General features: G+C 64.6%; 4 protein-coding genes. 3 read left to right on the forward strand and 1 reads right to left on the reverse strand.

Translation table 11 applies throughout. The annotated features are described in order from the left end of the window. Window positions 1–1,142: 1,142 nt before the first annotated feature. Complete coding sequence (locus WAN71_RS08845) at window positions 1,143–2,147, reverse strand: sensor domain-containing protein (RefSeq protein WP_422224967.1); 1,005 nt, start codon at window positions 2,145–2,147, stop codon at window positions 1,143–1,145. A gap of 495 nt (window positions 2,148–2,642) precedes the next feature. Here WAN71_RS08845 and WAN71_RS08850 point away from each other — a divergent pair, with 495 nt between their 5' ends. From WAN71_RS08850 to WAN71_RS08860, 3 genes are all read left to right on the forward strand, one after another. After that, on the forward strand, window positions 2,643–3,953 hold the full coding sequence (locus WAN71_RS08850; protein ID WP_422224968.1) for a DUF7373 family lipoprotein: 1,311 nt from the start codon (window positions 2,643–2,645) through the stop codon (window positions 3,951–3,953). 8 nt (window positions 3,954–3,961) lie between these two features. Next, entirely contained in the window at window positions 3,962–5,185 is a 1,224-nt protein-coding gene (locus WAN71_RS08855; protein ID WP_422224969.1) for a DUF7373 family lipoprotein, read from the forward strand. A 10-nt stretch (window positions 5,186–5,195) separates the two neighbouring features. After that, on the forward strand, window positions 5,196–6,220 hold a 1,025-nt coding region (locus WAN71_RS08860), incomplete at its 3' end, for a serine/threonine-protein kinase (protein WP_422224970.1).

Genomic DNA, 6,220 nt, shown 5'->3' on the forward strand with positions numbered 1-6,220 from the left:
ATGTCTGCCCCGATATGGCAGACGAAATCATCAGCGAAGCTCCCCTTGGGATCGCCACTGAGACGTGGGTTGCTGCCTGTCTGAGCGCAACTCCAGCGCACAGCCTCGTGACCTCAATCGCGATACCGGAGCGGATCACCGCGCGCGGTACCACCATTGGGCAGGGTCACGACGTACGTGCTCCCGACAGCGACGCTAACCCGAGCATTTCGAGTTCCCACCGCACGAGATCGATCGCGGCCCGCACGTCATTGCGAGACAACAGAATTCGGTTTATATCCGACTGGCTAAGACGGCCAGTTGCCCGCTACTTCTCTTTCTGACATCAGAGCGGTCAGGCTGCAGGAGGGGGAGGCTGGTCGGGCGCAGGAGGGGGCGGCTGATCGCGCGGAATACTGCCGGCGCAACCGCCAGGCGGTGGCGGACCCGGCAGTGGTTCGTCGCCGCCCACGCAATCGTAGTAAAACTGAGGGCCGGCTATGTAGCGAGTCATCCATTGGTGCCAATATGAGCCGTCGGAATATTTTTCGCCATCGCACACGCCCAATTTGCCATAACCAAATCGGCCACCCGGACAATAGCCCTTCGTCATGTCCGGCTGGTGCGGGTCCTGCGGGCCGGGCGGATCTGCGCTTGCAACTGCAGGGTTGAGAACGATCGCCGCAGCAGAAGCTATCCCGACAACGCGTAGGCACATAACCCTGAAGTTCATTTAACTCCTCACCCGGTGGTAGGGATGGCTCCGGCGCAGGGAGGTTGCCCGGGGTCCGCGCAGTCCAGTCCGCATAGGCCTGGCGCGGCAATCACCCACCACTGTTGCGGATGTGGCGATCAGCGCCGCCGCCATCGCCGCCCGCACGACACCAGAGAACGTGGTCCTCAACATTGGTGCTTTCTCCCTCCCACGCCAGCGGGGATGTCGTTAAGCCGCATATCGACCACAAGGTCCGCGGCGTTACGGCTCCTCAGCCAGCTCTATCGATGCCTGCAAGTAGGACAGGTGTTTGACGAGCAGAAGGCGTTCCCGGCCACGACGGACGCGGTCGAATCACGCGGCGCAACCAATGGTCCTGGCCCCCCGGGTACACGCCACGCTGCGTTTACGGCGCTACGCATGGCCACGTAAGCGGTTACCAGCACAGTTACTGGGCGGCGCGCTTCGCGATCGCCGATGCGATGGTTACCGCCTCGTTCGACGGGTTCGTGTTGCAGGTGGTCACATCGATCACGACGTTGTTCTTCGACGTCAGGGCGCGCTGGCAGGAGAGACCGCCCGCCGCGGAGATGCGGGCTGTCAAAGTGCCGCCTTGCGGGGAGACGTCCTCGACCGTCCAGGTGGTGGGGTTGCCGTGGCCAGGATCCAACACGACTGGCGCCGATCGGCACGTCTGCCAAATAGCAGCCTGCTGAGCAACGAGGTCGCCGGCCAACGAAGATGTCGCGAACGTGGTCACCGCGCTGAACACCGTCGTCCGGCTTTGATCATGCAGCGCCTGGACGTAGGTGGCGCGCGATCCCGAGCCCGCGTAGGCGTTTTCGTTCGCCGGGATGACTACTCCGACGCATTGAGCCGGGTCGGCGGTGTCGGTGAACATGCCCGGCCCGGACAGTTTGTCGATCGACTCCAGTCCGGTAGTGCCCATGACCTGACCGACGTAGGCGGGATCGAGCAGCAGTGACGGGAGCGCGGCGTCGCTGATCGCGCGTATCTGAGGCGGAGCAACCGGCGCCGACGGTGTGGTCGGAGCGCTGGATTTGGTCGGTGGGGTAGGGACCGGAACGCCCCCGGGCACGGCCGGCGAATCGTTGTGCCCTGAAGTCGACGCGGCCACCGCAACCGTAATGGCTGCCACCGCCACGGCCGCACCGGCGACCGCGAGCAGCCATCGTTGCGTCTTCGGGCTCTGACCACCGGCTGGCGGCATCCCCCAAGGTGCGGGTGGCGCCCACGCGTTGGGGACGCCCCAGGGACTCGAATGCGGGGGAGCCATCGGGGGAATCGGCCCGGCGTAGTGATTCGGCGAAGCGGGTGCCGCCTGTGCCCACGCTGGCGGTCGCTGCCGAAGAGAAACCGTGGGTTCCTCGGTCGGCCGGCCGAAGCCGCCGTTGCCGTACCGATGAGCCGGCGGGGTGAAGGTTTGGGTCATCTTGCGGCGCTCCTTGTCGGTGGGGAGCCATCTGGCCCCGGAATGCAACGATTCAATCACATAAAACGTAGCGTTGCAATACCGAATCGTAGCACTGGCGTAGCGCAGCGGTTTCGGGTATTTACGCTGGTGAAGAGGCACCTATTGACTTCTAGACGGATCTCCTGCGCAGCGTAGGCCCTCCCAGGGACGTCGCGGCCGAGCCGTTTCTGCAGCGAAACTGTAGCGGCCGAACGCTCGGCTGAGCAGACCGAGGCGCAGGCGTTCACGCAGTATCTGGTCCGGTCAACGAAGGCGGTTGAGTCGGTAGTATGGGCTACCGTTTCGCCGGTGACGCTGAGGCGGAGGAAACGGTCCACGCGGAGGAAGTACTGCTATGACGGGACGCGGCACCGCGGTGCCGATGGCGGCCGGCTCGAGCAATGGCGATGCCCGCATGCACAACCCCATTAGTGCGCCTCGCAATACGCCGCGATCGGATGGCTTGGTCAGTTGATGCCGACAGTGACGGCGGCGGGGGGTGGTGCGTTGAGAGTCGGGGCACGCTCGGTTGGCGTCCCGCCGTCCCGGCGGGGACGGTGGTCGACGGCTGGGCCGCTGGTCGCCGCCGCGGTGATTGCGCTGATGGCAGGTTGCTCGACTGTGGTCGCGGGGCATGCTGTTCAGGCGCCTCAGTCGGGCCCGGCCCAGGTGGACGTGGCGCTGCTGGATCCGGGGAATTACCCGCGACATCCACTCGCGCCGCTGGGCCAGGTCGCCGACGACGGGGCGGGCCGCATCGTGGAGGCCTTGCGGATGGCCAACAATGTTGTGGGCCCCTGGGAGGTGGATCCCAGCATGGTTGTGCAGGCGAAGATAAACACTCGGACGTTGCCCACCACTGACTCTCTTGCGGATTTCTGGGGCCCAGATCTGACGACTGTGGCGGCCGCACACAACTATGTCGGGGGGTTCATCACCCAGCGACTGTCGCCGCCGCCGGCACCCGGAAAGCCGGCCGGAACCGGCAAGGGCAGCAAGATGCTGTGCAACGGGGTATTCCGGTTCGCCAGCCCCGAGGACGCCGCCGCGGCGGCGACCGAGATGGCTGCCAAAGATGCCGCGATGCCGCATCCCGACACGACGGGCAGCCCGCTGCCAATTCCGATCCCACGCCACCCGGACACCACGGCTAACAGTCTGAACCCCAGCGGGGGCTTCGAAGCCGACGTCTTCACGGCGCGCGGGCCCTATGTGCTGTTCCAGGATGCCGGCTCCGGGGAATCCGTGGACGCGCTCGCGCAGATGATCGCCCGCGTGCTGGATCTGCAAGGCCCGTTGATCGATCGCTTCCAGCCAACACCGGCGGATCAGTTCGCCAGTTTGCCGGCAGATCCCACCGGGCTGCTGGCGCGCACCGTGCCGGGCAACCTCAAAGAGGGCGCGGTGTTGGAGCCGCACGCTGCGCTGCACTATCGCCCCAATCCGATTGCGGCGCAGCAGATGTTCACCTCCGCTGGCGTACAACATGTAGCGGTCAATAGGAGCACCGTGTATGAAACTGTCGACAGTACTGGCGCAAATCGTGTTGTCGAAGGTCTCGTGCGCATGGATGTTCCCGGCTACGGTTACAAGTCTGCGGCCGGTATCAATGGGCTACCTTCTGCTCGCTGCTTTGAACTTGGCCAAAAACCCAACGGAAACACCGATATCCGCTACATGTGTGTGGCTGCCGCAGATCGCTACGCGATCCGGGTGACCGCGGCCCAGGAACGCGACGCCCACCAGGTCGTCGCCGCCCAATACCTCATGTTGACGGCCTCATGATCAGCGCGGTGCGCGCCTCGATCGCCGCTTCGATCGCGGTATTCACGGTGGCCGGGTGTAGTGCGACGGTTGCGGGCCGGCCGATCAAAGCGGCCGCACGAGTTGGCGGTAACGGCGTTGATGTGGCGCTGCTCGACCCGGGAAACTACCCGACCAAACCGAAGCCACCCTTCGGCGTGGCCGGCGACGCCACTAAAGGCGCTCGGGTCGAGGCCCGGCGGATGGCCGACAACGTGGTGGGTCCCTGGGAAGTCGACCCGGCCCTGTCGGGTTCCGAGCAGTTCGACACCGGTGTGCAAATGGACCCTGCTGCGTGGCTTAATGCCCCGATCGGTGACGACGTGGCACAGCACAATTTTGTCACCGCATTTTCCAGCGGCCGCTACGCCGAAACCGGCCCCCACAAAGGGCTGTCGCATACCGTGTTGCGGTTCGCCAGCCCCCAAGATGCGTCCGCAGCGGCTGCCGACATGGCCAGCAAAAGCGGCGCCCTGACTATCACCCCTGACGAACCGCCGGTCCCCACCACGCCGATCCCGATTCCGCGGCACCCGGATACCCCGGCGGTGTTCCATGACTACAACTCGGAGGACTTAGCGAACAACGTCAAGGAAGTCCATCACGAGGTCATCGCGATCACGGCGCACGGCCCGTATGTGTTCTACCAGTGGAGCTGGTCGGCCGAGAGTGCCGACACCGCGACCCAAATGGTAGCCACCACACTGGATCTGCAGGGCCCGTTGATCGACCAGTTCAAACCAACTCCAGTCGAGCAGCTGCCCGGGTTGCCGATCGATCCCGGCGGGCTGTTCGCCCGCACCTTGCCCCCGCCAAAAGGAGACGAAACCATTAACGACGGCGTCCTCACCGCCCAGGGGATTTTGCACTTTGAGGGAAACCCTGTGCGCGCGCAAGCGCTGTTCAAATCTGCGGGGCTGCAACAGGTGGGATACAACATCTTGACGTACGTCTACCAAACCCCGGATGCCGCCTCGGCGGACCGCGTCCTGGGCATGCTCGTCGATGACCAAGCCCATACGAAAGACGTTGGCGCGCCAGGCGTTAAGGGTATGCCAGCCGCAAAATGCTTTAGGACACCCAAGAACCCCGCTTTACTTCAAGCGTTTGTCTGCATGGCTACCGCCGGCCGCTACGCCTTTTGGATCCAGGCCGAACACGAGGCCGAGGCCCACCAAGAGACCGCCGCCCAGTACTTGATGCTGACTAAATAGCGAGCCGGAGATGCCGTTATCTGCTGGAACAATTGTGGCGGGCTACCGCATTGAGCGAGTACTGGGCTCTGGCGGCATGGGCACTGTCTATCTGGCACGGCATCGAACACTGCCACGATCTGACGCCTTGAAAATCCTGTCGGCGGAACTGTCCGTCGACACCGAGTTTCGCGCGCGGTTCATCCGTGAAGCCGATTTGGCTGCCACGCTGAATCACCCCAACATCGTCACCATTTTCGACCGCGGCGAAACCGACGACGGGCAGCTGTGGATCGCCATGGAGTTCGTCGACGGCACTGCGGCTGACAGCAAAAAGGTGATCGCACAGATGACGTCGGCACGCGCCGTGTACATCATCAAGGAAATCGCCAAGGCGTTGGACTATGCGCACTCGCGCAAACTGCTGCACCGTGACATTAAACCGGGCAACTTCCTGTTATCAGGCCCCGTCGGGGACCAGGAGCGGGTCCTGTTGGCAGACTTTGGAATCGCGCGAGCCCTCGACGATGCCACCAGTCTCACCGCGACCGGCGCGCTTCTTTTCACTGCCGCCTACGCCGCACCCGAGGCGGTCCAGGGCGGCCCGGTGGACCACCGCGCCGACATATACGCACTGGGCTGCTCACTGTTTCGGCTGGTGACTGGGCGCACCCCCTACGCAGAATTCTCTGGCCTGTCGGCAATGTTGATGGCCCACGTGATGCAGCCAATTCCCCGGGCGACCGCGGTCGCCCCCAACTTGCCGCCCGCCATCGATGACGTAATCGCCCACGCGTTGGCCAAGAATCCAGCCGAGCGCTTTCAAAGCGCGGGCGCATTAGCCGCTGCCGGGGCCGCCGCGCTTGGCGGTCACCCCGCGATTCGGCCACCGACTGGTGCGGAAACACGGGACTGGTCCACGCCCGCGCCTGCCTACCCGCACCCATCGCTGCACCTGCCGTCACACACCAGACCCACGGTGCCCGCCCCGGTCGGCGCGGGCGGGTCGGCACCACCCCAGCAGTACCTCGATGCTCAGCGCCGCGGTCCCGCACC

The organism is Mycobacterium sp. (genome assembly GCF_049280035.1).
Classification (GTDB): Bacteria; Actinomycetota; Actinomycetes; order Mycobacteriales; family Mycobacteriaceae; genus Mycobacterium.